Origin of the sequence: Amantichitinum ursilacus (assembly GCF_001294205.1) — a bacterium.
Classification (GTDB): Bacteria; Pseudomonadota; Gammaproteobacteria; order Burkholderiales; family Chitinibacteraceae; genus Amantichitinum; species Amantichitinum ursilacus.
This window is the reverse complement of the sequence record NZ_LAQT01000003.1, coordinates 304,338-326,256: the sequence shown is the minus strand read 5'-3', so window position 1 is coordinate 326,256 and position 21,919 is coordinate 304,338. Positions and strand designations below refer to the sequence as shown.

The 21,919-nt window shown below is 61.7% G+C and carries 19 protein-coding genes; 9 read left to right on the top strand and 10 right to left on the bottom strand.

Translation table 11 applies throughout. From position 1 onward, the window contains the following. Positions 1-39: 39 nt before the first annotated feature. Positions 40-732, top strand: coding sequence for a DUF3800 domain-containing protein (locus WG78_RS06255; RefSeq protein WP_053936923.1), 693 nt, complete (start codon positions 40-42; stop codon positions 730-732). Here the strand turns inward: WG78_RS06255 and WG78_RS06250 are convergent. Further along, positions 715-1,692 (bottom strand): LysR family transcriptional regulator, encoded by a 978-nt coding sequence (locus WG78_RS06250; protein ID WP_053936922.1) that lies wholly within the window; start codon positions 1,690-1,692, stop codon positions 715-717. The two genes, WG78_RS06255 and WG78_RS06250, sit on opposite strands and share 18 nt — an antisense overlap. Before the next feature lie 212 nt (positions 1,693-1,904). Between WG78_RS06250 and WG78_RS06245 the strand changes: the two genes are divergently transcribed. Then, positions 1,905-2,966, top strand: coding sequence for an NAD(P)-dependent alcohol dehydrogenase (locus WG78_RS06245; protein WP_053936921.1), 1,062 nt, complete (start codon positions 1,905-1,907; stop codon positions 2,964-2,966). Positions 2,967-3,035: 69 nt separating this feature from the next. Here the strand turns inward: WG78_RS06245 and WG78_RS06240 are convergent, their stop codons facing one another. The 3 genes from WG78_RS06240 to WG78_RS06230 are packed head-to-tail and all read right to left on the bottom strand — an operon-like array spanning position 3,036 to position 4,083. Further along, positions 3,036-3,488 (bottom strand): hypothetical protein, encoded by a 453-nt coding sequence (locus WG78_RS06240; protein ID WP_201782373.1) that lies wholly within the window; start codon positions 3,486-3,488, stop codon positions 3,036-3,038. After that, on the bottom strand, positions 3,485-3,742 hold the full coding sequence (locus tag WG78_RS06235) for a hypothetical protein (RefSeq protein WP_152969087.1): 258 nt from the start codon (positions 3,740-3,742) through the stop codon (positions 3,485-3,487). The genes WG78_RS06240 and WG78_RS06235 overlap by 4 nt, the downstream gene beginning before the upstream one ends. A gap of 14 nt (positions 3,743-3,756) precedes the next feature. After that, on the bottom strand, positions 3,757-4,083 hold the full coding sequence (locus WG78_RS06230) for an ArsR/SmtB family transcription factor (protein ID WP_053936919.1): 327 nt from the start codon (positions 4,081-4,083) through the stop codon (positions 3,757-3,759). A 217-nt stretch (positions 4,084-4,300) separates the two neighbouring features. Between WG78_RS06230 and WG78_RS06225 the strand changes: the two genes are divergently transcribed. After that, a complete protein-coding gene (locus tag WG78_RS06225) occupies positions 4,301-6,274 on the top strand; it encodes a tannase/feruloyl esterase family alpha/beta hydrolase (RefSeq protein WP_053936918.1) in 1,974 nt (657 codons plus the stop codon). An 80-nt stretch (positions 6,275-6,354) separates the two neighbouring features. On the opposite strand, the gene WG78_RS06220 is transcribed toward WG78_RS06225, so the two are convergent. After that, positions 6,355-7,275 carry an SDR family oxidoreductase gene (locus WG78_RS06220; RefSeq protein WP_053936917.1) on the bottom strand — a complete coding sequence of 307 codons (921 nt, stop codon included), beginning with the start codon at positions 7,273-7,275 and terminating at the stop codon, positions 6,355-6,357. Between the two features lie 108 nt (positions 7,276-7,383). Between WG78_RS06220 and WG78_RS06215 the strand changes: the two genes are divergently transcribed. Genes WG78_RS06215 through WG78_RS06205 form a run of 3 tightly spaced genes read left to right on the top strand, consistent with a single transcriptional unit; the run spans position 7,384 to position 10,611 of the window. Beyond that, positions 7,384-8,229: a helix-turn-helix transcriptional regulator gene (locus WG78_RS06215; RefSeq protein WP_083458807.1), complete on the top strand. Its 846-nt coding sequence runs from the start codon at positions 7,384-7,386 to the stop codon at positions 8,227-8,229. Positions 8,230-8,278: 49 nt separating this feature from the next. Continuing rightward, positions 8,279-9,499, top strand: a complete 1,221-nt coding sequence (locus WG78_RS06210; protein ID WP_053936915.1) for an ATP-grasp domain-containing protein — start codon at positions 8,279-8,281, stop codon at positions 9,497-9,499. Next, on the top strand, positions 9,499-10,611 hold the full coding sequence (locus WG78_RS06205) for a phosphoserine transaminase (RefSeq protein ID WP_053936914.1): 1,113 nt from the start codon (positions 9,499-9,501) through the stop codon (positions 10,609-10,611). The genes WG78_RS06210 and WG78_RS06205 overlap by 1 nt, the downstream gene beginning before the upstream one ends. 22 nt (positions 10,612-10,633) lie before the next feature. Here WG78_RS06205 and WG78_RS06200 read toward each other — a convergent pair whose 3' ends face one another. Beyond that, entirely contained in the window at positions 10,634-11,173 is a 540-nt protein-coding gene (locus WG78_RS06200; protein ID WP_053936913.1) for a DUF2087 domain-containing protein, read from the bottom strand. 478 nt (positions 11,174-11,651) lie between these two features. Between WG78_RS06200 and WG78_RS06195 the strand changes: the two genes are divergently transcribed. Further along, complete coding sequence (locus WG78_RS06195; RefSeq protein WP_152969086.1) at positions 11,652-12,047, top strand: hypothetical protein; 396 nt, start codon at positions 11,652-11,654, stop codon at positions 12,045-12,047. Positions 12,048-12,051: 4 nt separating this feature from the next. Here the strand turns inward: WG78_RS06195 and WG78_RS06190 are convergent, their stop codons facing one another. Beyond that, entirely contained in the window at positions 12,052-14,748 is a 2,697-nt protein-coding gene (locus WG78_RS06190; RefSeq protein ID WP_053936911.1) for an excinuclease ABC subunit UvrA, read from the bottom strand. Positions 14,749-14,940: 192 nt separating this feature from the next. On the opposite strand from WG78_RS06190, the gene WG78_RS06185 reads away from it, so the two are divergent. Beyond that, positions 14,941-15,999, top strand: a complete 1,059-nt coding sequence (locus WG78_RS06185; protein ID WP_083458826.1) for an alpha/beta hydrolase — start codon at positions 14,941-14,943, stop codon at positions 15,997-15,999. Positions 16,000-16,201: 202 nt separating this feature from the next. Next, positions 16,202-18,352 (top strand): TonB-dependent receptor, encoded by a 2,151-nt coding sequence (locus WG78_RS06180; protein ID WP_053936910.1) that lies wholly within the window; start codon positions 16,202-16,204, stop codon positions 18,350-18,352. 18 nt (positions 18,353-18,370) lie between these two features. On the opposite strand, the gene WG78_RS06175 is transcribed toward WG78_RS06180, so the two are convergent. Genes WG78_RS06175 through WG78_RS23305 form a run of 3 tightly spaced genes read right to left on the bottom strand, consistent with a single transcriptional unit; the run spans position 18,371 to position 21,462 of the window. Beyond that, positions 18,371-19,450, bottom strand: a complete 1,080-nt coding sequence (locus WG78_RS06175) for a nickel/cobalt transporter (protein ID WP_152969085.1) — start codon at positions 19,448-19,450, stop codon at positions 18,371-18,373. Between the two features lie 11 nt (positions 19,451-19,461). Next, on the bottom strand, positions 19,462-20,082 hold the full coding sequence (locus tag WG78_RS06170) for a DUF1007 family protein (protein WP_053936908.1): 621 nt from the start codon (positions 20,080-20,082) through the stop codon (positions 19,462-19,464). A gap of 60 nt (positions 20,083-20,142) precedes the next feature. Then, on the bottom strand, positions 20,143-21,462 hold the full coding sequence (locus tag WG78_RS23305; protein WP_053936907.1) for a methyl-accepting chemotaxis protein: 1,320 nt from the start codon (positions 21,460-21,462) through the stop codon (positions 20,143-20,145). Positions 21,463-21,919 lie beyond the last annotated feature (457 nt).

Here is a 21,919-nt window from a genome sequence, read left to right as displayed (position 1 = left end):
TCTTCTCATTTCCAGCGCGCGCTTTTATCAACGGTACCGATGACCACTCATGATGTCTTTCTTGATGAATCCGGCGATGTAGGCTGGAGCCTGGACAAGCCCTACCGCAAGGGCGGGTCGAGCCGATTTATCGTGCTGGGCGCCATCGCCTTGCCACATGGCAAGAACAAGTCCTTGCAGCGCATCGTGCGTGATCTGTACCGCCACCGAAACGGGCGGGAACTGCGCAGCGAGCTGAAATCAACCGCCCTGAATGGACACGAACGACAGCAAGTGGCAGACCGCCTTCTGCAACTGGTGAAAAAAGACCCGGATATTTCGCTGCATGCGATTGTGGCCGAAAAGGCGGTGGTCAACTTCGCCTTGCGCGAGCGTTGCGAATCGTTTTACGTCCATATGGCCGAACAGCTATTGCATCCGCTGTTGGCCCGGCACGATATCGTCGATTTCTATCCAGATGCGCGCTCCATCAAAGAGAAAGACCGGTACGCCTTGCATAACTATCTGGAAACCCGCCTGGCCATTGCCGGACACGTGCCCGAGATCTGCACAGTCCCCAGCGATAGCAGGAGCATGGCCGAAATCCAGTGCGCGGATATTCTCTGCTCGATGATTTGGGCACATTTTGAATATGGAGCGGCGGAACCGTTTAACACTTTGGCGCCTGCCATCAAATTGACGCTGCTCTACATGCGTCCGACACCTACCGCACAATCAGATACGGCGATTTAACGCCGCCTTGCGCCCCGCCGCTTCGGCCGCGGCCAGTTCCTTGGGGCTCAGCATAAAGTCGCTGTCCGGCCCCAGCCGTTCGATCACCAGATCGATAAACGCGCGCACCCGGGCAGGTTGCGCGGCGCGGCTGCCGTAGTAGACGTACACGCCCATATGGTCGGTCATGTGTTGGCCCAGCACGGTAACCAGGCGGCCGGCGCGGATGTGTTCAGCCACTGCATAGCCGCACAACTGGCCCAGCACCTGGCCGGACAACACCGCGTGCAGTTCCACTTCGCCGTCGTTGGTCGACATGGTTGGGGTAAACGGGCGTTGCACGATCTCGGTGCCGACCCGCAGAAACCACGGCATCAGTTGGCCGGTGCCGGGATGGCGGAAGGCGTTGCAGCGGTGCATCGGCAATTCTTCCAGCGTCTGCGGCGCGCCGTGGCGGGCGATATATTCCGGCGCGGCGCAGATCATGAACTGCAGCGCAAACAACCGACGCGCAATCAAGCCTTCCGCAGGTGGGCCGCCGATACGAAAACCCACGTCCACGCGGTCTTCTACCCAGTTGCCGATGGTGTCATCCAGTTGCACATCGGGCTGCACATCGGGGTGGCGACGACAGAATTCGTCAATCACTGGCCACAACACCGGGGCGAAGTTGGCGCGCGGTCCCACAATACGCAGCGGCCCGGCGATATCGCCCTTGGCGGCGCGCACGCGTTCCAGCGCGCGGTCCAGCGCGGCCAGCGCCGGCTCGGCGGCTTCTAAAAACTGTTGCCCTTCGTCGGTGAGCGCAATCTGGCGCGTCGTGCGGTGTAACAGTCGCACGCCAAGATGTTGTTCCAGTTGCGCCAATGCCTGGCTGGCCGCTTGCGGCGTCATGCCTTGCGCCGCCGCGGCTTTGCGCAGGCTGCCCAGTTCCACCGCTTTGGCAAAGGTGGCGATTGCGCGCATTTCGTTGATAGCCATGCTGTATCCCGCAGAAAAGCAAGCCGCCATTATCAACAAATACTTGCTACTGATACAAGGTTAAAGCCGCTAGCCGCGTGATAGCGATACCCCTAAAGTGCGGGTCAGCACCGGATGCCGCGGCGGCGTAGTCAAGCAAAAGCCACAAGCGTTGATCGCAGTATCCCGCCGTTTTGCAAGTGTGTTTTCCACCCTCTACAAGGAACCCTGCCATGACCACCAATACTCGCGCTTACGCCGCCACGTCGGCCACCACGCCATTGGGCCCGTTCCGCTTTAACCGTCGCACGCCGCGCAATGACGATGTCTCGATCGAGATTCTGTATTGCGGCGTGTGCCATTCCGATCTGCACACCGCGCGTAATGACTGGGGCTGGAGCAGCTACCCGGTGGTGCCGGGCCACGAAATCGTCGGCCGCGTCACCGCCGTCGGTGCAGACGTCAAAAACTTCAAGGTAGGCGACCACGTTGGCGTGGGTTGCATGGTGGATTCGTGCGGCCATTGCCCGTCGTGTAATCAGGGCGAAGAACAACATTGCGCCGAGATGTTCACCATGACTTACGGTGCGCCTGATCGCATCGACGGCAGCATGACCCAGGGCGGCTACTCCGATAACGTCGTGGTGAAAGAGCACTTTGTGTTGCGCATGCCCGATGGTCTGGATCTGAAAGGCGCAGCACCGCTGCTGTGCGCGGGCATCACCACCTGGTCGCCGCTGAAAAACTGGGGCGTCAAAGCCGGCAGCAAAGTGGCCGTGGTGGGTCTGGGCGGTCTGGGCCATATGGCCATCAAACTGGCCAAGGCCATGGGCGCGGAAGTAACGCTGTTTACCCGTTCGCCGGGTAAGGAAGCCGATGCGCATCGTCTGGGCGCGGCGCATGTGGTGGTGTCCACCGATGAAGCGCAAATGGCCGCAGTCGCCAGCACCTTCGAATTGATTGTCGACACCGTGCCGTATGCGCATGACCTCAACCCGTATGTGCCGACGCTGGCTGCAGGCGGCACCATTGCGCTGGTCGGCTTCCTTGGCGATCTGGAACCGCCGCTCAACACCATGCCGATGGTGATGGGGCGCAAGGCGCTGGCCGGTTCGTTGATTGGCGGCATCAAGGCCACGCAAGAAATGCTGGATTTCTGCGGCGAACATGGCATCACTTCGGATATCGAAATGATCCGTATGCAAGACATCAACGACGCCTACGAGCGCATGCTGAAAAGCGACGTTAAATATCGCTTTGTGATCGATATGGCGTCTTTGAAAGAAGAAGCCTGATCGTCGCAACGTAGTGTAAAAACCAGAGCGGCGAGCCTGTGCTCGCCGCTTTTTTATGCCCCGGCCCCGTTAGCGCCAGCGCGCACCGGGCGTACGCACAAAGGTGTTGAACACATAGCCCCACGGCACCGCCAGATACACCAGCAGCACCATCGAACACGCGAACACCGACGCCATCAGCGTGGGGTCCACCCGCCCGGCCAGCCATTGCGGCAAGGGCACGCGCGCCAGCCACAGGGTTTTCCAGAGTACTTCCCAGAGCAGCACCGGCAGCATTTGCAGCGGATAGCGCAGCCCCAGCAAACACAGCAGCGAAAACGCCGCCAGCATGCAACTGACCGTGCCCTCCATCAGTTCCCAATGCTGGCCCGCTTGCAACACGCTGGGCCAGACCACCGCACCCAGGCCCGCGGTAATAAACAAATACATCGCGCGCAAAACATACAGGCGCAGCAGTGAGACTTCGGCGGTGCTGGATTGCGCAGGCGCAACGGCGGGGGTCGGGTTCAGCGTCAGCATCATTCCACCTCTTTCAGGATTTTTTCGACCGAGCCCAGGCGGGCTTCAATGCGGCTAAGCGTGGCTTGCAGGCTGGCGATCTGGCCGCTGCTTTCGGCTTGCTGCGCCACCGCGTTTTGCGCCAGTTCGCGATACGCCTCGTCATGCCGGGTGCGCAGACGTGTCTGGATGATGGCGCTGACATAGCGCATCAAAAAAATAATCACGCACGCCGCGGCAGGAAAGAAAAACGCAGCAAAAATCATGTTCTCGGACATCGGTGGGCCTCAGGTCATTCAGGGGTTGAGAGCGTCTGCGCCGCCGTGGCAATCAGCGCCGGGCTTAGCTCAAGCTTGAAATCGGTTACTGCAAAGTAATTGAGTGCTTTGCCATCCTGCGACAGCTCAAGCTGGCTGCTGACCAGCCCCGCCGCTTCCAGCTTCTGCAAATGCAGATGCAATAAAGGCCGGCTAATGCCCAGATCGCGCGCCAACTGGCTGACGTAATTGCGCCCGCCGCTGGCCAACGCGGCCACGATGCGGAGTCGGTGCGGATTATCGAGCGCCGCCAGTTGCGCCAGCAGGTCATCACCAGAAAGGACATGTGTTTCGCTTGTCATGTGTCAACATTAGTTGACATGTGACAGTGCGTCAAGCTGATATCCGAAAAAAAAATGGGGCAACGCCGCGCCAAACCGCCGCAAATGTCACGGCATGTATCTGCCCGCGCCCTGCGTGCGGCTGCGGCTACGTGGCGTTGCACTTGCGGCAAGACCGGCCCGGTGGGCGTCCGCTATGCTGGATTGATCCGCATCCCGATCAGAAAGAAGAACCGCAATGAACCTTCATCGGCCCGATTTGCGACGCTGGCTTGCCGTGGGCAGCCAGGCGCTGGCGCTTATGCTGTGTGGCGCAATCAGCGCTCACGCCGAACCTGCTGGCCCACCGCCACTGCCACCCGCAGCCGAAGGCGCGGCGCCCGGCCAAGCCGCCACCGCACTGGCCGCCCCCGTCTTGCGCGTGGTGAAAGCGCAGCGCGATTGCGCCGATCTGGCCAGTTTTGATCTGACCGCCATTGGTGGCGCGGGCAGCCGGATTACTTCAGCCAGCACGCAGACCACGCGGCAGAAGGTGCAGGTGTGCAAGGTGGAAGGCGTGCTGGCCCCGTCGATCAAATTTGAGGTCAACCTGCCCACGCAAAGCTGGACGCAACGTTATCTGCAACTGGGTTGTGGTGGCTTGTGCGGCAATATCAGCGGCCAGGCCAGCGTGGCGCAGGGTTGTGTGCCGTTTCAGACCGGTGGCTTTGTGACCGCCGCCACCGATATGGGCCATACCGGCAATGACACCGCGTTTGGCGAAGATCCGCAAAAGCGCGCCGACTTTGCCTATCGTGCCCAGCATTTGACGGCGCTCACCGGCAAGGCGCTGCTCAGCCGGTTTTATGGCCAGAAAGAAGCCTATGCCTATTTTGATGGTTGCTCCGACGGCGGCCGCGAAGCGCTGATGGAAGCGCAACGTTATCCCGAGGATTTCAACGGCATTCTGGCGGGCGCCCCGGCGCTTAATTTTCTGACGCAAAACGCGATCTACCATGCGTGGCAAGCGCGCGCCAATCTGGACGCCAACGGCAAAGCCATCTTGCTCGCGCCGCGTTTGCCCTTGCTGCACAAAGCCGTGTTGGCGGCCTGCGACAAGCTCGATGGCCAGGCCGACGGGCTGATCAGCAATCCGCTGGCCTGCCATTTTGATCCGGCCACGCTGCAGTGCCCGGCCGCCACCCAAGACCAAAGCGCCTGCCTGAGCGCCGCCGAAGTGGGCGTGGTGCGCAAGTTTTACGATGGCCCGCGCGACGCTAAAACCGGCGTGCGTTTGACGGCGGGCCAGCCCATGTATGGCTCCGAGTTGTCATGGGCGGGCGTGTATGTGCCGCAGACGCAAGACGACGGCACCATGAGCGCGACGGTGTCGCTGGAAGTGCTGCAGCATCTGGCCTTTGCCGAGCAGCCGATCCAGCAGTTGGCCGACATGACGTTTAGCGTAGCCAGCTTTAATCGCCTGCGTGCGCGCCATCCTTTGTATGACGCCACCAATCCCGATCTGTCGGCATTTGCCCAGGCGGGTGGCCGCCTGATCATCTGGCATGGCTGGTCGGACCCGCATATCTCGCCGCTGAACAGCATCGCGTATTACAGCGCGCTGCAGCAGCAACTGGGCAAGACAGCGACCGATGAGTTTGCGCGCCTCTATCTGTTCCCCGGCATGTATCACTGCGGGGGCGGCGAAGGCGCCAACCAGGTGGATTTGCTGACACCGATGCTGAACTGGGTAGAAGCCGGCATCGCGCCCGACGCCGTGGTGGCCAACCGGACCGAGCAGAACGGCTTTGGCATGGGCGGCGATGGCCCTGGTGGCGAGGGCAAAGGCGGCAAGGGCGGTCATCGCGGCGGTCCTCCGGGTGGCATGGGCGGTGGCGGTGGTATGGGTGGCGGTGGTATGGGTGGCGGTGGTATGGGTGGTGGTGGCATGGGCGGTGGTGGCATGGGTGGCGGGCAGCCGCCATCCGGCAAGCCGCCGATGGGCGGCAAACCGCCGCAAGAGGGCGCGGGCGGCCCACCCGAGGGGGGTGGCCAGATTGAACACGTGCTGAGTTCGCGCCCGATTTACCCGTGGCCGTACACCACCGTGTACAAGGGCAATGGCTATGTCGACCAGGCGTCCAGCTACATCCGCGGCCCGGCCATCAACTTTGTAACGCCACCGTGGGCGGGCAGCGATTTCTTCAAGCCATATACGCCGACCGCGCAATAAGGCGGAGGATGCGTCCAGAAAAAAAACGCCAGGCCGGGATATCGGTCTGGCGTTTTTTATTGCCGGGCAAAATGGGCGGATCAGCCGAAGTAGGCCGGGCTTTCGATATCCGCCAGCAGCGCGGGCTGTTGCGGCGTCCAACCCACCAGCCGACGCGTCAGCTCGCTGGAGGTCGGATTATCGATGCCGATCATCGCGGCCAGCCAACCGAAGTGCGCAGCCGCGTGTTCTGGCGCAATCGAGGCCACTGGCAAGCCCAGCTGGCGGCCGATGGCTGCGGCGATATCCCGCGTACGCACGCCCTCTTCCGCCGCGCCATGCAAAGCCGTCCCCGCCGGGGCCTGCTCCAGCGCCAGCCGGAACAAGCGCGCGGCGTCCAGCCGGTGGATGGCGGGCCAGCGGTTGTCGCCCGCGCCCACATAGGCCGATACGCCATGCTGCCGCGCCACGGCGATCAGGCCCGGCACAAAGCCGGAATCACCCTCGCCATGCACGGTGGGCGACAGCCGCACGATGCTGCTGCGCACGCCTTGCTGCGCCAGCGCACGCGCGGTTTGCTCGGACGGCAACCGGATTGTCGCCACCGCGTTGGTCGCGGGCGCATCGGTTTCCAGCGCCAGCTGGCCGGGCGTCATCAGCAAGGTACCTGAGGTCATCACCAACGGCTTGCCGCTGCCCGCCAACGCTTGTCCCAGCGCCGCAATCGCCGCCTGGTCCGCTGCGGCCGCCGCTTGCCAGCCGCTGGCAAAGTCCTCCGGCGGGCCGCGGAAAAAGTCGTGTTTAAACGCGGTGTGGATCACGCCATCGGCCGCGCTGGCGCCGCGCTGCAGGCTATCCAGATCATCCAGCGCGCCGCGGTGCGCCTCGACCCCTGCCGCCTGCAACCGGGCCGCGGCTTCGTCAGACCGCGCCAGGCCCAGTACCTGATGCCCGGCTTGCTGCAATTCCTGCACAATCACCGCGCCGATAAAGCCGGTGGCGCCCGTTACAAATACTCGCATCGCTGTTCTCCCTGAATGGCTGAATCCGTGCGGTGCAGATTAGGCGCGTGTCGGCGGCGGTAACAGCCGCGACGTTATACTGGAACTGGCAGTAACAGGATGAAGACGATGCCCGAACAGAATGCGCTTGGTGTTTTTTTAAAAGATCGCCGTAGCCGGCTGGATGCCGCGCATGTGGGCGTATCGATGACGCGCCGACGCACGCCCGGTTTGCGCCGCGAAGAAGTGGCGCAGCGCGCGCATGTCAGCACCACGTGGTACACGGCGCTGGAACAAGGCCGTGGCGGGCCGCCGTCGGCCGAAGTGCTGGAACGACTGGCGCGCGCCCTGGCGCTGTCCGAGGTTGAACGCGAGCATCTGTTTTTGCTGGCGCAAAACCGGCCACCGCAAGTGCGCTACCAGCCCGATCACACCATCACGCCGCAACTGCAACGCGTGCTGGATGCGATGGTGTTCAGCCCCGCCTTTATCAAAACGCCGGAGTGGAATCTGGTGGCGTGGAACCGCGCCGCCGCCGTGGTGCTGACCGATTACGGCCAGATTCCGCCCGACCGGCGCAATCTACTGCGGCTGATGTTCAGCGAGCCCGAAGTACGTCAGCGTTTGCCCAACTGGGCCGCCGTTGCGCGGTCGTCGGTGGCCACTTTCCGCGCCGAGGTCACCCGCAACGGCGCCAATGCGCATGTGCACGCCCTGGTTGAAGAACTGAGCGCCAGCTATCCTGAATTTGGCCTGTGGTGGCAAGACCAGCAGCTGGAACAGCATGGCCAGGGCACCAAACACATTCAGCACCCGGCGGCAGGCGCGCTGCATCTGGATTACGCCGCATTTGCGGTGGAAGGCCAACCGCAGTTGCAGATGGTGGTGTATACGCCCAGCACCGCGCAGGATCAGGCCGTGGTGCAAGGCATGCTGGCGCAAGCCGACGTACCCGCGCCGCCGGCCACCCGCTAAACTGCCGCCCAGCGCGCCAACACAAGACCAACAACAGGGGAAAAAGGCTATGTCACAACTTGAGCCCATCACGCCGTTTACCGGTGAAGAAGGCTTTGTGGCGCTTGCGCCGTTTTTGCGCGCCAGCATTGCCGGCGAAGATATGAACGCGCTGGCCGACGTGGCCTTGCAAGCGGTACACCGCGCGCCCGAACAGGCCGAACGCTGGATCAATCTGTCCACCGCCATGATGGCGGCTGGCCGTGAAGAACTGGGCTTGTCGATTCAGGCAGAAGGCCTGGCCGCACAAACGCTGTTCCGCCGCCCGGCCGCCCTGCAGCCCGCCCGCGTTACCGTGCTGATCTTTGCCGCGCCCGGCCCGCTGAGCGTAAATACCCCGCTGGATTGCTTGCTGGAATTTACCGATGTCGAGCTGTTGTTTTGCTATCTGCGCCCCGACGCGCCGATGCCCGCCAGCGTGCCCGATCACGATGTGGTGTTTGTGGCAATCGGCGAATCCGCCGAAACGCGCGACACCCTGGCGCGGCTGTCGATCGAGTTGGCGGGCTGGCCGCGCCCCGTCATCAATCCACCGCAAAACATCCCCAATATCGCGCGCGACACCGCCAGCGCGCTGCTGCAGGATTTGCCAGGGCTGGTGATGCCGCCGTGTTGGCAACTGGCGCGCACCGACGTGCAGTTGTACGCATCCGGCGTGCATTCGGTCTGCCCCGATCTGCATTACCCGCTGATTGTGCGACCGCTGGATTCGCACGGGGGCCACGGTCTGGCGCGCATTGCCGACGATGCCGGCCTGGCCGCATATCTGGCGCAAGCGCCGCAAGCCGAGTTCTATATCGCGCCGTTTATGGATTACCGCAGCGCCGACGGCCAGTTCCGCAAATATCGCGTGCTGTTGCTGCGCGGCGAGCCGTTTGCCTGCCATATGGCGATTTCCAGCGACTGGATGATCCATTACGTCAATGCCGGCATGTATGAAGAAGCCGCCAAACGCGCCGAGGAAGCGCAATGGATGCGCAATTTCGCCGCCTTTGCGCAACGCCATGCGGGCGTCTGGCACGAGCTGTTCCAGCGCTCCGGCCTCGATTATCTGGCCATTGATTGCGCCGAAATGCCCAGCGGCGAATTGCTGATCTTCGAGATCGACCACGCCATGGTCATCCACGCAATGGACAGCGACACGCTGTTTCCGCACAAGCAGGATTGCATTGCCCTGGCGCGCGATGCGGTGCGCCACTATCTGTTGCAACTGAGCGGCAAGGGCGATTGATGAACCCGCGTAACGCACTCAATTTTTCTGGCGGGCCGGGCGCATTGCCCGAGACCGTGCTGCAGCAATTATCCGAAGCGCTGATCCGCGAACCCGTCACCGGCTTGTCGGTGCTGGGCATCAGCCATCGCTCGAAGTGGTTTGCCGAGGTGGTGGATGAGCTGGAGGCCAATATCCTCGGCTTGCTCGGGATACAACGCGGCTACCAGGTGCTGTTTTTGCAAGGCGGGGCCACGCAGCAGTTTTCGATGATTCCGATGACCTTGTTGCGCGGCGTAAGCGCGCCCGCTGAATATCTGCAAACCGGTTACTGGAGCCAAAAGGCCATCCCCGAAGCACGCCGTGAAGGCCCGGTGCGCGTGTTGTGGAACGGCCAGCCCGAGCAATATCAACGGCTGCCGCAGGCCTACGAACTGGCCAGCGCGCCCGACGCGCCCTATCTGCATTACGCCTCCAACGAAACGGTGGAAGGCATGCAGTTTCAGTACGTGCCGGGCCTCGATAGCGTGCCGCGTATTTGCGATATGTCGTCCGATTTTCTGTCGCGGCCGTGCCCGGCGGAACGCTATGCGCTGATCTACGCGCATGCGCAGAAAAACATCGGCCCGGCCGGCGTGACGGTGGTGTTGCTGCGCGACGAGATCATCGAACGCGTGCCCGACAATCTGCCGGGCTTTCTGGATTACCGCGCGCAAGCCAACGCACGTTCCAACTTTAATACGCCGCCGGTGTTTGCCATCTACACCATGCTGTTGGTAACGCGCTGGCTAAAGCAAGACATCGGCAGCCTGAGCGCGATGGACCAGATCAACCAGCAAAAAGCGCAGCGCGTGTACGCGCAACTGGACGCCAGCAACGGCTTTTATCGCGGCCGCGCACGCCGCGAAGATCGCTCTTTGATGAACGTGTCGTTTAACCTGGCCACGCCCGAGCTGGAACAGCAGTTTTTGCGCAGCGCCGAAGCCGCAGGTCTGAGCGGCCTGGGCGGACATCGGTCGGTGGGTGGTTTGCGGGCGTCGCTGTACAACGCGGTGACGTTGGCGGCGGTGGATACGCTGGTCAGCTTTATGGCTGATTTTGCGCATCAGCACCGCCATGCCGCGCCGGGTTAAAGGGCGGGATCAGCCAGCGGGATCAGGCCGCCCGCGCCCGCCGCCCGCGTAGCACCGCCAGCAAACTGGCGGTATCGGCATCGGGCGTGCCATCCAGCCGCCAGTATTTGCGGCCATCAATGGTGCGATCCAGCAGCTTCATCGATACCAGTTCGCGCCGCAGCATCACGTGGTCGTTAAAGGTCTGGCATTGCTTTAACGGCTCGTTGATTTGCGCTTCGCTGTATTCGCCCGTGGGCGGCAATACATCCCACGCGGCCCACAGGCACACTTGCTGTTCGGAAAACTTGTTGGGCCAGCGCAGCAGACGGCCTTGCTCGTCAAAGTGGCGCAGCAAGCGTTTAACCGCAGGCGCGACGGCGGCTTCTTGCGCTTCTTGTTGTTTGACGGTTTCGCAACTGGCGCGCAGATGCTGAAAGTTGGCGAAGCCCGCGGCTTTGGCCAGCATGTTGAGGATTTGCAGATGGCCCGGCGCTTCGGCTTGTTCAGCCCATTGCTGCTTAAGCGAACGCGCGAGTTCGGAGATATTGCTGCTGTAAAACGGATAGATGGGTCGAGACATGGTCAGAATCCTGTCAACGTGCCCTGTCTGCAAAGACTGCCGTGGTCGCCATTACGGCTCGGCACCAGATTCGGCCAAGCGAGAAGTTCGGCTGTAACGCCTGGCAGGTTTAGCGTGGTTCCAATACGGACCGGCGACGCCTGGGTGAACTGCAGACCCGGCCGGAATGCTGCCACAAGTGCGCGCCACGCGGCAAGCGAGCCCTCCCGACGGCGGATCTGCGGCGTACATAGGGTGGGACTCGGCGTCCCCGTCGAAACCCACCAACCAAAGCGGCCGGCCAGTATCGCGCTGCTTGCATATGGCTTTGGAAGGTGGGTCTTGACCCACCCTATGCATTTTTCGAAATCAGCACATAGGGTGGGTCGAGACCCACCATTCAAAGTGAAATGCCAGTATCGCGCTGCTTGCACATGGTTTTGTAAGGTGGGTCTTGCCCCACCCTATAATGGCGGCTTCTTGAAGAGGGATGGGCAGCATGAGCACTACGGCGTTTTTGCAGAAATTTGAGGGCGGCAACGAGGCCGTGGTTGCGCTGGACGACGTGTTGCCTTTCCTCAGCGAGCACAGCGGCGTCGAGCAGCCCGACGTCAGCGCCGCGATTGCCTTGCCCGCCGGCATCGCAAACAGCGTGCGCGTGATTGGCGACGGCCAGGGTGGTGTTTTGTGCCTCAGCCTCACCGACCCCAGCGCCAGCCGTGACTTCCAGGATTTCGCTTTCGAGGCCATGGTGCGCTTTGGCTTCAGTCTGTTTTTTGATGATCTGGCAACGATCTACAGCGCCTCGCCCGATAGCGACGACATTCCCAAAGCCTTGCTGCGCGACAGCGTCAACGGCGTCAAACGGGTCTACCGCGCCAACCAGATCGGCTAACGCATTACGGCGCGGTCGGCCGTTGCAACGCCTCTGCCAGCCATGGCGCGGTGCGGCTGGCGCGGCTTTTTGCCACCTCTGCGGGCGTGCCGCTGGCCACAATCTGCCCGCCTTCGTCGCCCGCGCCCGGCCCCATGTCGATCACCCAGTCGCTGGCCGCCACTACGCGCATATCGTGCTCGACCAGCACCACCGTATTGCCCGCCTGCACCAGTGCGTCCAGCTGCGCCAACAGCCGATCTACATCGGACGGATGCAGCCCGGTGGTCGGTTCGTCCAGCACATACAAAGTGGAACCGCGCTGGCTGCCCGCGCGTTGCAGTTCGGTGGCCAGTTTGATGCGTTGCGCTTCGCCGCCCGATAGCTCGGTGGCCGGTTGCCCCAGCCGCAAGTAACCCAGGCCAATATCGCGCAGCACCTGCAACGGCCGCAGCACGGCGGGCTCGTCGGCAAAGGCGGCGCAGGCCGCATCCACCGTCAGCCCCAGCACATCGGCGATGCTCAGATCGTGCCATTTGATCGCCAGCGTATCGGCGTTATAGCGCGTGCCGTGGCAGGTGGGGCATGGCGAATATACGCTGGGCAAAAACAGCAGTTCCACCATCACAAAACCTTCGCCTTCGCAGGTTTCGCAACGGCCTTTTGCCACGTTGAAGGAAAAGCGCCCGGCATCGTAGCGATGTTTGCGCGCGGCCGGCGTCGCGGCAAACAGCTTGCGAACGGCGTCGAACAAGCCGGTATAAGTGGCTAAATTGGAGCGTGGCGTGCGCCCGATCGGTTTCTGGTCCACCTGCACCAGGCGCTTGATCTGCTCCATGCCCGCCACGATACGGCCACTGGCGCGCGCCTCCGGCAGCGTCGGCACGCCGGCGACATCGCGGCTGTCTTCATCGCTAACAGGCGGTGATGGCGCATGCTCGTCGGCGTCGTCCGTCTCATCGATTGAGCTACCCAGATGCGCCGCCACCAGTTGCAGCAAGGCCTGCGTGACCAGGCTGGATTTGCCCGAGCCCGACACGCCCGTCACCGTGGTCAAACAGCCCAACGGAAACGCCGCCGCCACGTTTTGCAGATTGTTGCGTTCGATCTGTTCCAGCCGCAGCCATGCTTCGGGCTCGCGCACCGCGCGGCTGATGCCACGGCCGCCGTCAAACAAATAGCGCCGTGTTTGCGAATTTTCGATCTGCGCCAGGCCCGCGGGCGGGCCGCTGTATAACACTTGGCCGCCTAGCTCGCCCGCAGCAGGCCCCACATCCACCAGCCAGTCGGCCTGGCGCATGGTGGCGATATCGTGTTCCACCACAAACACCGAATTGCCTTCGGCTTTAAGCCGTTGCAAGGCGCTCAGCAAGGCCTCGCCATCGGCCGGATGCAAGCCCGCGGACGGTTCATCCAGCACATACACCACGCCAAACAATTGCGAGCCCAGTTGGGTGGCCAGGCGCAAACGCTGCATCTCGCCCGGCGATAAGGTCGGCGTAGCGCGGTCCAGCGCCAGGTAGCCCAAGCCCAGGCCAATCAGCGTTTCCAGCTTGCCCAGCAAGGCTTGCGCCAGGCGTTGCGCGGCGATCACCTTTTCTTGCGAATCATGCGCGGTGCGGCGCACATCGGGCGCGGCAGTGTGCGCCGAACCGCCCGCCGCCACGCGTTCCGCGATATGGCGTTGATGCTGTTGTTTGCTGCGCGTGGGCGCGGCGTCCTGCGCCTGGCCGCCTTCACCCCGGCCCTGTGCGGCCGGGCGCAATACCTCGGCCAGTTGTTTGAGCGGCATCTGCTGCAAGGCGCCGATGTCGTAACCGGCAAACGTCACCGCCAGCGCCTCGCGCTTGAGCCGTTTGCCTTCGCACAAGGGGCAGACGCTGCCCACCATGAATTGCGCCACGCGCTTTTTCATCATCGCGCTCTGGCTAGTGGCAAAGGTGTGCAACACATAGCGCCGCGCGCCGGTAAACGTGCCCATATAACTGGGCTGCTGTTGCTGTTTGATGGCGCGTTTGACCTCGGCGATGTTAAAGCCGGCATATACCGGCACCGTCGGCGTTTCGTCGGTAAACAGTATCCAGTCGCGCGTGGCTTGCGGCAGATCGCGCCACGGCACGTCGATGTCGTGGCCCAGCGTGGTCAGGATGTCGCGCAGGTTTTGCCCTTGCCACGCGCTGGGCCAGGCGGCGACGGCTTTTTCGCGGATGGTCAGTGACGGGTCGGGCACCATCGATTGCTCGGTCACTTCATAAATCCGGCCCAGACCATGGCATTGCGGGCATGCGCCCTGCGGCGTGTTGGGCGAAAAATCTTCGGCATACAACATGGGCTGGTCGGCGGGGTAACGCCCGGTGCGCGAATACAGCATGCGCAAAGAACTGGAAATCTGCGTCACCGTGCCCACCGACGAGCGCGCCGTCGGCGTGCCGCGTTGCTGTTGCAGCGCCACCGCAGGCGGCAGGCCATCGATCTGGTCAACATCGGGTACGCCTGCCTGGTCAATCAAACGTCGCGCATACGGCGCTACCGATTCCAGATAGCGCCGTTGCGCCTCGGCATACAGCGTGCCAAACGCCAGCGACGATTTGCCCGAGCCCGATACGCCGGTAAACACCACCAGCGCATCGCGCGGGATATCGACATTCACGTCGCGTAGATTGTGTTCGCGCGCGCCGCGTACTTGCACAAAGCCGGCTTGCTGCCTGGTTGCATGATTCATAAGTCGCCCTGCCCTGTCGCCTGGAACTGGCCCCGCGGGCCGACCTTGCCATCATCGCCCCGAAGGCCACGCCGGTTTGTCAGCCGCTGCAGGCAGTCAGCGTAGGTCGGTATTGCAAAAGCGCGTCTGGCTGCCTGAATGCAGCATGGCATTGTGCTAACTTGACCGCCATCTTGATTGCCGGAACCCGCCATGCGCTTGCCTGTGCCGCTTGTTCGACTTGCCCTCCGCCTGGGTCCGCTGTTGCTGGCGGTCCCAACCTTTGCCGCGCCTGCGGCCGATGTCGCCCACTGCCCGACTACTGGCGCACCGATCCATGAAGCGCGCTTTGTGCCCATCAATGGCATCGAGCAATGGGTGACCATCGATGGCGACGATTGTCGTAATCCGGTTGTGCAGATGGTGCACGGCGGGCCGGGCAATCCGCTGACGCCGTTTGCCGAGCGCATCTATGGCCCGTGGCGCGGCAAATTTACGCTGGTGCAATGGGATCAGCGCGGCGCAGGCAAAACCTTTGGCCGCAATCCGCTCAGCGACGACACGCCGCTGACCTTGCAGCAACTGGCCGATGACGGTGTGGCGCTGAGCGCCTGGTTGCAAACGCATCTGCAGCAAAAGAAAGTGATCCTGTTTGGCAGTTCCTGGGGTTCGGCCGTGGCGGTGCAGATGGCGCAAACGCGGCCCGAGCTGTACAGCGCCTATGTGGGCAGCGCGCAGTTGGTCAGCGGCACGGCTGACATGGCGGCGGGCTATCAAAAGCTGCTGAACATCGCCGACGACGCCGACAGCCGCGCCAGGCTCAAGCAGATTGGCGCGCCGCCATGGACTGATCCGCATAGCTTTGGCATTTTCCGGCGTGTAACGCGCATTTATGAAAACAAAGTCACCGCCGCCGCGCCGCTGGACTGGTGGAAGCGCGCTGCCGAATACGACAGCAAGCAGGCGCGCGCCGATGAAGCAACGGGCGAGGATTATTCCTATCTGCAATTTGTGGGCCGCCACGGCGATGGCATGCAGGCCGGACTGGATTTGCGCCAGAGCGCGCATACATTTGCGATGCCGGTGTTTCTGATCCAGGGCGAGGATGATCTGGTCACGCCGCCCGAGGTCAGCAAAGCCTGGTTCGACAGCATTACCGCGCCGCAAAAGCTGTGGGTATTGCTGGTGCGCACCGGGCATGATCCCAATCGCACCATGGTGGACGCGCAATACAAGGTGCTGACCGACAACGTCTTGCCGCTCACCCGCTAACCGCCATTTGCGTTACCGAAGCCCGCATTGCAGCGCTGCATTGCGGGCTTTTTTGCGTCTGCCGGGCGCAGTCCAGCCAAATGCAACAATGTTGCATTTCGTCGATATCCCGTTACCATGCGCCAAATGCAACATTGTTGCATTAGTAGACGCCCTCCCCCGGCGTCGCCCGCCATCAACAAGAATATTCAGGACTGCCCCCATGCCCTTTCCCACCCTTCGCCCGCTGGCCGCGCTGCTGGCTGGTTTGTCGTTTAACGCCATGGCCCACGCCGCCGACAGCGCCGCCGACGAGGCCGCCGCGCAGAATGTCGAACGCGTCGATGTCACCGCCACCCGGCTCAAAAATGCGCGCATCGGCTTATCGCCCAAGGTCGGCACGACGGTCTATACGCTGGATCAAGGTTTGATCGACGGCCTGGGCCAAGGCGATGCCACGCCGCTGGACGAACTGTTATTGCGCCTGCCCGGCGTGGATAAAGATTCCAAAGCGTCGGGCGGCCTGCATGCGCGCGACGATCATGGCGATGTGCAATACCGGATTGATGGCGTGCAATTGCCCGAATCGATTGCCGGCTTTGGCGCCAGCATCGATACCCGGTATGTCGACCGTATTGATTTTTTAACCGGCGCATTGCCCGCGCAATATGGTTTGCGCACAGCGGGCGTGGTGGATATCCAGACTAAAAGCGGTAGCGTTAAACCCGGTGGCAGCATCGGCATGCTGGTGGGCAGCCATGACACGCTGGAACCCAGTCTGGCCTTATATGGCTCGGCCGGTCGGCTTAATTATTATTTATCGGGCAGCTATAACCGCAATTCGGCCGGCATCGAAAACCCGACTGACAGCCGCAATGCCGACCACGATGACACGCGGCAAAGCCGCAGCTTTGGCGATCTGCAATATTTTGTGGATGACAGCACACGGCTGGGCTTTTTATTTGGCACCTATAACGGCCGTTATCAAATCCCCACCAATCCCGATCAGGATGCGGCTTTTGCCTTGGCGGGTTATGCCGACCCCGCCACCGGTTTCAATCTTTATCCATCGAGCCAGGTCAATGAACAACAACACGAATCCACTCGCTTCTTTGTTGCTACATGGCAAAAGCAATTCGAACGCATGGATGGGCAGATTTCCGCATTCCATCAATATTCCGATCTGCATTTTTCGCCAGATGCAATCGGCGACCTGATTTATAACGGCGTGGCCTCGGATACGCGGCGCAGCAATAGCGCCAACGGGCTGCAAGCCGATGCCAGTTATGCCCTGAATGCCGCGCATACCGTGCGTCTGGGCGCTTTGCTGCAACGACAACAAACCGCCAGCAATAACAGCGTGAGCGTGTTCAGTACTGACGAAGACGGCGCGCAAAGCAGCGATATCCCGTTTACGGTAAGCGATAACTCGGGCAAAACCGGCACGCTGGCCAGCGTGTATGTGCAGGATGAATGGCGGATCGATCCGGCATTAACGGTTAACTACGGCGTGCGCTATGACCACGTGGCAGCGTTTACCCAGGAACAGCAATTCAGCCCGCGCGTTAATGTGGCTTATAAGCTGAGCGACGCCACTGCCGTGCATGCTGGCTTCTCGCGCTATTTCACGCCGCCACCGCAAGAACTGGCGGCGCAAGACAGCATTGCGCTATATAACGGCACCACCAATCAGGCCGCAATCAGTACTTCGGACCCGGTGAAGGCCGAACGCACCAGCTATTACGATATCGGAATCAGCCATGTAGTGAGCCCGGCAATCACCGTGGCGGCGGATGCGTATTACAAACATATCCGCAATCTGCTGGATGAAGGCCAGTTTGGCCAGGCGCTGATTTTATCGCCATTCAATTACGCTGAAGGTTATGCCCAGGGGGTAGAGCTATCCAGCACATTTAATAAAGACAACTGGACTGGCTATTTAAATGCCGCGTATCAGCAAGCTAAAGGCAAGCATATCGTCTCGGGCCAGGCGCTGTTTGATCCGGATGAATTGGCTTATATCGCCAATCACCAGATCTATCTGGACCATGACCAGACCTATACCTTGTCGGGCGGCCTCAGTTATCGCTATGGCGCGAGCAGTATCGGTGGGGATTTTTTGTTTGGCAGCGGCTTGCGCAATACGCCCGATGGCGGCGCGCCTAATAGCAGCGCCCTGCCACATTACACCGTGGTCAACGGCACGCTCACCCACACGTGGAAATACGCGGCGGGCGAAATCGAAGGGCGTCTGGCGGTGCTGAATCTGTTTGATAAAAGCTATCTGCTGCGCGATGGCTCGGGCGTAGGCGTGGGCGCGCCGCAATATGGCGCGCGCCGTAGCTATTACGCGGGCGTCACCACCACGTTTTAAGTCGTCACACCATCCGCATCAGGCGGCGCTCGGCAGTACCAGGCCGAGCGCCAACAGCAGCGCCTGTAGCAGTCCAAACAAGGTGATCACGATGGCGCCCGCCCACGACAAACGTCGTCGCCACCGTAGCGACGCCGCGCGGCCCGCCAGCATGCGCTGCGCCCCCAACGCGCCCAGGCTGATGGCCGATACGGTGATGGCCACGCCCGCCGCCATCGCCAGCGCTGCGATTACGCCCACCATAAAAATGCCGTTGGCCAGACAAAACAGCAGCACCAGAATCGCGCCCGAACACGGCCGCAAGCCCACTGCGCCGCCGGTCAGCAACAGCGTGGCCAGCGTATGCGGCTGGTTAACTACGCGATAGGCCGGTTGGCCCAGCGCTCGGCGTGCGCCCGTTGCGGCGGCATTGCGACGCGGTCGCAATGCCGCGCTGCCGCCGCTGTCTTTGCTGTGATCATGCCCGCAGGCATCCTGGCCTTGGCGTAGCCGGTTCAGCATCACCAGGCCCAGCGCGGCAATCGCGGCATAGCTAACCATTTCCAGCGACGCGGCATGGCCAATGATGGTTTGCGCCGTTGCGCCCGACAGCGCCGCCAGCACGCCCACCAGGGCAATCGCTACCAGCGCCTGCATCAGCGCGGCCGTCGCGCTCATCAACAAGCCGTGCGACACGCGTGCGCGCTGCGACACAAAATAGCCGCTAATCACAATCTTGCCGTGGCCAGGCCCGATGGCGTGCAGCACGCCGTACAGAAACGACAGCAAGATCATGCCCTGCACCGCCGCCCAGGTATGGCCGTCGCGCGCGGCTTTGGCTTGCTGGGTCAGCTGCGCGTTCAGGCGGCTTTGCCAGCGGATGGCAGTCGCCAGCGCGTGCTGGATGGGCGCGGGGATGCTCCAGTGCGTTTGCGTTTCGGGCTGCGGCTGCGTTGCCGCCGGTGCTGGCGCAGAAGCCGAGGCCGCCACCGAAGCGGCCGGCGCCGATGCCGCCAGCGGCCGGCCAAAATAATCCAGCGCCGGCGCAGCCCACGCCGCGCCTGCACCCCCCAGCAGCAAAGCGCACAGCGTCCACCGCGTGATCCATAACAGAGACATACGCCAGGCGATTAGCAACTGAGTTTCCATACCAGTGGGTTGATCGTGCCGTAGAAAATGGGATGCGCGCGGTCTTCGCTGCTGCTGAGCACGCAGCCGTTGGCGCCGTCGCCGCTGGTGGTCACGGCCTTGGGGTTATCCGGCTCGTAATCGACAAAGAAGCTGCTGTCCCATAAGCCCAGCGTCACCTGCACCAGGCGCGGATTAACCGGTGGGTTAAGCGGCAGAGAGAATTCGTACACCAGTTGGTCGCCCTTCAGCTTGACGTTAAAGTCGGTGGGCGCGCCCAGATTGATGGGCCGACCGTTGACATTAACGTGCTGAAAATACTGGTAATTGGCCAGGTTATCGAAGGCATTGGCGCGGATTTTGGCGGCAGTGGCCCTATCCACCGTTTTGATCTTGCTCTTGCCGATATCGCCAAGCACCGCGCTGGTGAACTGGTCATCAAACGTCCAGCGCTGGCGCAACGCGGTCAGCTGCGCATTTTTAAAAACGGCGCTGACCTCGTAGGTAACCCACACATGCGGATGCGCGCTGGCCGGGGCGCTGCCGAGCAGCAGGGCCAGCGCCGTGATGCAGACCGCGACAGACCGGCAGCCCTTAAACCCAAAGTTCGATAAACCCGACAACGGAACCGCCCCTTATCAAATCGCGCGGCCGCCCGTGATCAGAATAAATATCGCCGGCGGCTATTCGTGATGGTCTTCTTGCAGCATGTGCGTCAGCTGCCCAATGGCTTCAACGACTGAGCGTGCACTTGCGTTGATCTGCGACATCGCGGTGCCCACTTCTTCGGTCATCGCCACGCTGCTGGATGCCAGATCGTTAATGCTCGACATATCGGCCACCGCCACGCTGGTCTTGCCCTGAATCTGGCGCACCATTTTGCCGATTTCTTCCGTCGATTGCGCGGTGCGTTCAGCCAGCTTGCGCACCTCGTCGGCCACCACGGCAAAGCCACGGCCGGTTTCGCCCGCACGCGCGGCTTCGATGGCGGCGTTGAGCGCCAGCAGGTTGGTCTGATCGGCAATCTCTTTGATGGTTTGCACGATGGAGGTAATACGTTTGGACTCTTCGCCCAGCTCGGCCATGTTATCGGCCGCCTCGCTGATCGAGCCCGACATGCGCTGGATAATCTGCACGCCTTTGCCGATGTTTTCCATGCCCTGGCTGGCCCATTCGGACGTCTGCTGGCTGGCGGTCATTGCCAGCAAGGTGCCATCGCGCTCGGCCAGATTGCGCGCAACCCGGGCGGTGACATCGGTGGCGAACTTGATCACGCTGATCACCTTGCCGCTCTGGTCAAACACCGGGTTGTAGCTGGCCTCCAGCCATCGCACCGAACCATCGGCGGCAATGCGTTTGATCTCGGCGGCAAACACGCGGCCCGCGCGCATATCGGCCCACAGACGCTGGTAGGCCTCCGTCTGCGCATATTCGGCTTCGCAAAACACCCGGTGATGCCGACCGCGCAAATCTTCGAGGCGGTAGCCCATGGTTTTCAGAAAATTATCGTTGGCGGTGATGATCTCACCATCGGGCGTAAATTCGATGACGGCCATGACGCGATTGACTGCGTCAATCAACGCCTGGTTGCGCGCCGCCTCGTTGATGCGCTCAGTGATATCGCTGGCCACCTTGATCACGCCCACCACCTGGCCATTGGCGTCCTGCACCGGGCTATAGGTGGCTTCCAGCCACACTGGGCGACCATCCATGCGGCGGCGTTTTACCACGCCACTAAACGCGGTGCCGCGGCGCAATTTGTCCCAGAACGCCGTGTAATCGCGGCTTTGCACATAGTCGGCGTCGCACAGCTCGGCGTGGCGACGCTCGCCCGGTTGCAGCGCCATCACATCGGCAAAAATGTCATTGCACGCCAGCAACTTGCCCTGCAAATCGAACTCGACCCGCGCCAACGACGCATCCAGCGCCTTCAGCTTTGAAGAAGCAACGCTGAGCGCCTGGCCCAGCCGCGTGTTTTCTTGCCGGATTGCACCACCAAACATACGAGTCCCCTTGCAGTTCAAAGCCCGTGGCTATGGGTTCAGCCCACCCGCAACCTTGAATTAATACGCGCCGCGCCTGGCCGTTTGCCTACGCGTTACGCTGATCTCTACATACGGCACACAGTCCGCACCGGATGCATGACAGGACGATATTTCTTTTTGCCTGGCGTAAGCAATCAGGATCTTGCCTGGCTAGTAGCGGTCCTGGTGCAAAAGTGTTTTAAACACTTTTTGCGTGCGCGAATGAGCGGGAAGCAGCGTACACCTGAAACCCGCGCCAATGCTAGATACAACACTGTTTTTTATCAATATTCATGTAGTTTTACAACATGTTTAGGGCGCAAAGGCAGCACGTAATCAATGCGCTTTGAGCCGGCGGAGCAGCGGCTCATGCATGTAAGTAAATTCTGATAAACCAGCTTAAAAAGGCAGAATCCGCCTACAAAGCTTTCTGAAT

Coding starts and splice junctions, on each gene's coding strand:
- WG78_RS06255 (WP_053936923.1), top strand. CDS start 40: ATGACCACTCATGATGTCTTTCTTGATGAATCCGGCGATGTAGGCTGG.
- WG78_RS06250 (WP_053936922.1), bottom strand. CDS start 1,692: ATGGCTATCAACGAAATGCGCGCAATCGCCACCTTTGCCAAAGCGGTG.
- WG78_RS06245 (WP_053936921.1), top strand. CDS start 1,905: ATGACCACCAATACTCGCGCTTACGCCGCCACGTCGGCCACCACGCCA.
- WG78_RS06240 (WP_201782373.1), bottom strand. CDS start 3,488: ATGATGCTGACGCTGAACCCGACCCCCGCCGTTGCGCCTGCGCAATCC.
- WG78_RS06235 (WP_152969087.1), bottom strand. CDS start 3,742: ATGTCCGAGAACATGATTTTTGCTGCGTTTTTCTTTCCTGCCGCGGCG.
- WG78_RS06230 (WP_053936919.1), bottom strand. CDS start 4,083: ATGACAAGCGAAACACATGTCCTTTCTGGTGATGACCTGCTGGCGCAA.
- WG78_RS06225 (WP_053936918.1), top strand. CDS start 4,301: ATGAACCTTCATCGGCCCGATTTGCGACGCTGGCTTGCCGTGGGCAGC.
- WG78_RS06220 (WP_053936917.1), bottom strand. CDS start 7,275: ATGCGAGTATTTGTAACGGGCGCCACCGGCTTTATCGGCGCGGTGATT.
- WG78_RS06215 (WP_083458807.1), top strand. CDS start 7,384: ATGCCCGAACAGAATGCGCTTGGTGTTTTTTTAAAAGATCGCCGTAGC.
- WG78_RS06210 (WP_053936915.1), top strand. CDS start 8,279: ATGTCACAACTTGAGCCCATCACGCCGTTTACCGGTGAAGAAGGCTTT.
- WG78_RS06205 (WP_053936914.1), top strand. CDS start 9,499: ATGAACCCGCGTAACGCACTCAATTTTTCTGGCGGGCCGGGCGCATTG.
- WG78_RS06200 (WP_053936913.1), bottom strand. CDS start 11,173: ATGTCTCGACCCATCTATCCGTTTTACAGCAGCAATATCTCCGAACTC.
- WG78_RS06195 (WP_152969086.1), top strand. CDS start 11,652: ATGAGCACTACGGCGTTTTTGCAGAAATTTGAGGGCGGCAACGAGGCC.
- WG78_RS06190 (WP_053936911.1), bottom strand. CDS start 14,748: ATGAATCATGCAACCAGGCAGCAAGCCGGCTTTGTGCAAGTACGCGGC.
- WG78_RS06185 (WP_083458826.1), top strand. CDS start 14,941: ATGCGCTTGCCTGTGCCGCTTGTTCGACTTGCCCTCCGCCTGGGTCCG.
- WG78_RS06180 (WP_053936910.1), top strand. CDS start 16,202: ATGCCCTTTCCCACCCTTCGCCCGCTGGCCGCGCTGCTGGCTGGTTTG.
- WG78_RS06175 (WP_152969085.1), bottom strand. CDS start 19,450: ATGTCTCTGTTATGGATCACGCGGTGGACGCTGTGCGCTTTGCTGCTG.
- WG78_RS23305 (WP_053936907.1), bottom strand. CDS start 21,462: ATGTTTGGTGGTGCAATCCGGCAAGAAAACACGCGGCTGGGCCAGGCG.